The sequence below is a fragment of the Streptomyces coffeae genome (genome assembly GCF_016741875.1).
GTDB classification, from domain to species: Bacteria; Actinomycetota; Actinomycetes; order Streptomycetales; family Streptomycetaceae; genus Streptomyces; species Streptomyces coffeae.
Window position 1 is genome coordinate 1 of the sequence record NZ_JAERRF010000086.1, and the last position, 4,462, is coordinate 4,462.

Genomic DNA, 4,462 nt, shown 5'->3' on the forward strand with positions numbered 1-4,462 from the left:
CCGGTTTGGACCAGGGGGCGGAAGGAGTCCAGGACGGCGTACTGGTGGAGGGTGCGCAGGCGGCGCTGGGCGGCGCGTGGAGTGTTGAAAGCCAGGCGGGTGATCTGCGGCGCGGTCAGGACGCGGTGTTCGTGGACCATGGCGGTCAGCCACAGGTCGCGTTCGGTGAGACGGTGGGTGAGCGCGACGATGTCGGTGTGGCGGCGTGCCGGTGGGGTGGGGCGTGTGCGGGTGGTCGCGGCGCGTGCGGTGTAGCGGGAGCCGGGACCGGAGGCGGGGCGAGGCAGAGCGGGCATGACACATTCACCACCAAGGTGTGCAGGGGAGAGCGGCGCAGGTGTGTGCGGGAGAGTTGTCAGGGGCGGGTGGTGGTTCGGGGGCCGGTGCGGGCTGCTGCTGCGGCGCGTAGGTCGGTTGCGCGGCCCGGGATAGGCGGGGGCAGGGGCCGGGTGGTCAGGGTGAAGGCGGCGGATTCGGCGCCGCCGGTCAGTAGGCGGGCTGTGGCCTGGTAGGGGCCGAGGTGTGCGAGGTCATGCGCGGCCAGCGTGGGCAGGGTGTGGCGTTCCAAGGCGCTCGCGTCTTCGGGGGAGGTGTTGAAGAAGATTTTGTTGCGGGCGTTGGCGGAGATCCCTTCGCGTAGGTCGCGGGGGAGCTGGGCCAGGTGCTGGTGGGCCAGGGCCATGGACAGCCGGTAGCCGCGGGCTTCGGCGAGCATGTCTTCCAGCGGGTACGGAAGGGTGAGGAAGTTGTGCGCCTCATCGACGTACAGCGAGGCGTCGATGCGTTGGTGTTCGGGGGTGCGGGCGCGGGCCGCGGCGGCCTGCCAGGTTCCGGCGACGATGAACGAGCCGAGCAGCCGTGCGGTCTCCTCTCCGAGGGCGCCTTTGGGGAGACGGGCCAGGAGGATGCCGCCGTCGAGGACCTGGGCGAGGTCGAAGGTGGAGGGGCCGGCGGCGATGGCCCGGCGGGCGAAGTCGCGCAGCAGAAAGGCACGCAGCTTGTTCATCACCGGACCGACCACGGCGGCGCGGGAGGGTTCGGACATCGATTCGTACCAGGCCCAGAAGCCGCGCAGCACCGGGTCTTTGATGGTGGGGATCAGCCGCAGGCGGAGGGCGGGCTCGCCGAGGAGGCGGGGGACGTCGGCGAGGGTGACCAGCTGGCCGCTGAGGGAGCGGTGTTTGAGGAGGGTGAGGCAGGCGGCGCGCATCACGTCGTCGGTTCTCGGGCCCCAGAAGGCGGTGAAGATGCGGCGGAAGATGCCGGTGATGTTGTCGACGACGACATCGATGTCCGCGCCGTCCAGCACGTTCAGGCACGGTGGGGCGTGGGTGTCGTCCGGGTCGATCAGGACCAGGCGGTCGGCGCAGGTGTCGGGGAGCCGGTGCAGGAGGTCGGTGACCAGATCGCCTTTGGGGTCGATGACGATCGCACCCCGCCGGTTGCGGACGTCGTCGAGGACGAGATGGGCGATGAGCGTGGATTTCCCGGAGCCGGTGGCGCCCATCAGGTGCACGTGGTGACGGGCATCGGCGACCGCGAGCCCTACCGGGCGGCGGGCGCCGGTATCGGCGTGGCCGAGTGGCTTGACGCCCGCAGCGGGTGCGGGCTGGGGCACGGTGGGCGGCGGCAGCACGGAACGGGCGCCGGCCCGCCGCAGACCCGGGGCGTCCGCGTCAAGGGGCAGATGAGCCAGGGCCGCGAGCTCGGGGACGGACAACAACGCGGCACGCTGAGGGAACCGCCGCGTCTCCAGCGGCCGGTGCGGTTTGGGCAGGCGTGTACGGGCGAGCCAATTGCGTTCCGCGTACAGGCCGAACGCGGACGCGAGCGCGTGAGCCCGCCCGCGTGCCAGGTCCCCGGCGCGCTCGTGAACGTCGGCGCAGGTGGCAGCGTAGGCAATGGCTGTCTGCCACTGGGGGCCGGCGAGCTTGGACGCGGACTGGCGGACCGCCACACTGTGCTCGACGTCCTGCCGCCCTGTGGTGGTGGGTTGCGGTCGGTGCAACAAGAGCGCGCCGAGTGCGGGCAGCCGTCGGGCGGACTGCCCGGCCTTCAGCCGCCGCGCCGCCCGGCGCGCCCGCCGCACCACCGCCCCTGTGGCCGGCCGGACCAGGATCTGTACGCACGCGGTCTCGCCCTCGCCCATCCCGGTCGCCGCCTGCAGCAGGGCCCGGAGCGGATCGGCGGCGTGCTCGGTGCGCAGCGGCAGTACCTCCGGGCGTGCCGGACGCAGCCGACCTGCGGTGACCTGATGCCCGGGCGGGATGAGGCCTGGTGGTTCCGTCACGCGGGTATGGGCGCCAGGCCAGGCCGCCTCCACTGCACGCCGCACGAGACCCAGCGGCACGGTGCCCGGCACCCACAACCGGATGCTCAGCCCGGTGTGAGTCCAGGCGTACTCGACGCCCAGATGCGGCTGCCCGCCCACAAGGCGGCGCCACCACGGCCGTAACAGGCCCGCGAGCTGTGCCCAGAGCACCTCACCGCCTTTGGCCGCGACCTGCGGTGGCGCCAGGATCTCCACGCAGCGCGCGCCCTCGGCGAAGCGCCGCTGGTGCCGGCGTCGCACCCGGCTCCGTGCAGCAGCCGCGCAGAGGGCCACGGCTGTGGTGACCGGGGCGAGCACGGGCGCGTACGGGGCGATCCAGCCGAGCATGCTGCGACCGGCGGCAGTCCAGAAGGCGCCGGGATCGGTGAGGAAGTCGACCACAGGGCCGTGCAGTTCGGCGGCGGAGAGGAGCGCGTTCACGGTCACAGGTCCCAGTCCTCGTCGCCGAGAGCTGCATTGAGGTACGAGCCATCGGAATCGGTGTCGTCGGCCGGCTGCTGCGCCGCCAGTTCTCCCGGGTCGGTGGTGATGATCTGGTGTTCGCCGGGCGCGGCCACGGACATCAGCGCGACCTTGTGCCGCTCCCCGGCCAGCAGCAGAGCCTCGCCCCGCACGGCGGACAGCAGGAATTCCCGCTCGCCGTGAGAAAGCCGGAAGGACTCGCTGATCGTGTCGATGGCCTGCGGGGCCTGGCGGAGCAGGATCTGCGTCGCAGCATTGGCGACCACCGCCCGGCCCAGCGGCGAGGTGAGCACGTCGTCGGCATCCTGGGTGACCACGGCGAGCCCGGTCCAGTACTTGCGTGCTGCCTTGGCCATCCGGAACAAGAAGCGTGCCCCCGCCGGGTCGCGCATCAGCAGCCATGCCTCGTCGACCACCACCAGATGCTTGCCCTGCCGGCCGAGGGCGGTGACCTGGCGCCAGATCGCATCCAGGGCGAGCAGCATCGCCGGGGCCTTCACCTCTTCCGGCAGTTGCCGCAGCGCGAAGACCACCAGGTGACCCGCGGTGCTCGCAGTGCTGTGGCCGTTGAAGACGGCGGCATGCGAACCAGTGACGTACGGCGTGAGCCGCTCCGCCAACTCCACAGCTGCCGTACCGCCGTCCTTGGCGAGCACGGCGGCCAGGTCGGCGAGCACGGGCGGGGTACGCGTCCAAGTGCGTGAGTCGGCGGTGATTCCCGCCTGGTGGTATGTACGCAGGATGGCCCGGTCCAGGACGGCTTTGTCAGGCCCGTCCAGTGGGCTGTGCAAGAGCACAGCGAGGAAGGAGTGCAGGAACAGCACCTGCCGCGTCAGCACATCTTCACGACCGCCGGTCACATCGTGGGACGGGAGGTCGAAGGGGTTCAGGCGCCCCTGGTCGGCGCCGAGCGCGATGACCTGCCCGCCAACGGTCTCCGCCAGGCGTACGTACTCGTCCTCGGGGTCGATGACGGAGGCGGTCACGCCGGTGAACAGCAGCCGCAGCAGTTCCAGCTTGGTCAGGTAGGACTTGCCGGCGCCGGAGCGGGCCAGCGTGATCGAGTTGTAGTTGTCGCACCCGAAGCGATCCCAGAGCACCGGGGTGCCGGAGACGGCGTTCAGCCCGTACAGCACCCGCGAACCATCCTCTACCTGCTGGCTCTGCATGGGCAGGTCGGGGCTGGTGAAGGGGAAGCACGCGGCGAGCGCGGCGGTGTCGAAGGTGCGGCGGACTTTCAGGGTGTCGATGCCCAGCGGCAGGGTGGCCAGCCAGCCGGGCAGCGCCCTGTAGGTGGTCGGTGCGACCGTCATCAGCAGCGATTCCGCAACCGCCCGGACAGCCGCGACCTGCTCGGCCAGCGTGTCCTCATCCGCGGCATGGACGGTCATGTACAGCCCGACGCGGAAGAGCCTTCCTTCGCCGCGGGCGATCCGATAGGCGAGCTCGGCCGCATCCGCTGCGGCGGCCTCGACCTCCGGGTCGTCCAGATGCCCTTTGTCGAGTCCGCCGCGTCGGCTGGACTCCAGCCGGGCGCGTTGCTTCTTCAGCCCGGCGGCGGCCACGGGGTTGGGTACCGGCTCGATATGCAGAGCGATATCGAGGTGTCCGGGGAAGTTCAGCAGGGGTGCCAGCCAGCCGGGCGTGACGTCGGCGGGATACCCGGTC

The 4,462-nt window shown here is 71.3% G+C and carries 3 protein-coding genes; all 3 read right to left on the reverse strand.

What is annotated here, in order from left to right:
- The coding region (locus tag JK363_RS40915; protein ID WP_201883407.1) for a replication-relaxation family protein at positions 1-296 on the reverse strand (296 nt) is incomplete at its 3' end.
- Between the two features lie 59 nt (positions 297-355).
- Positions 356-2,767: a DUF8128 domain-containing protein gene (locus JK363_RS40920; RefSeq protein WP_201883409.1), complete on the reverse strand. Its 2,412-nt coding sequence runs from the start codon at positions 2,765-2,767 to the stop codon at positions 356-358.
- Positions 2,755-4,462, reverse strand: a 1,708-nt coding sequence (locus JK363_RS40925; RefSeq protein ID WP_201883408.1) for a VirB4 family type IV secretion system protein, incomplete at its 5' end; no start/stop codon positions are given. The genes JK363_RS40920 and JK363_RS40925, both read right to left, overlap by 13 nt.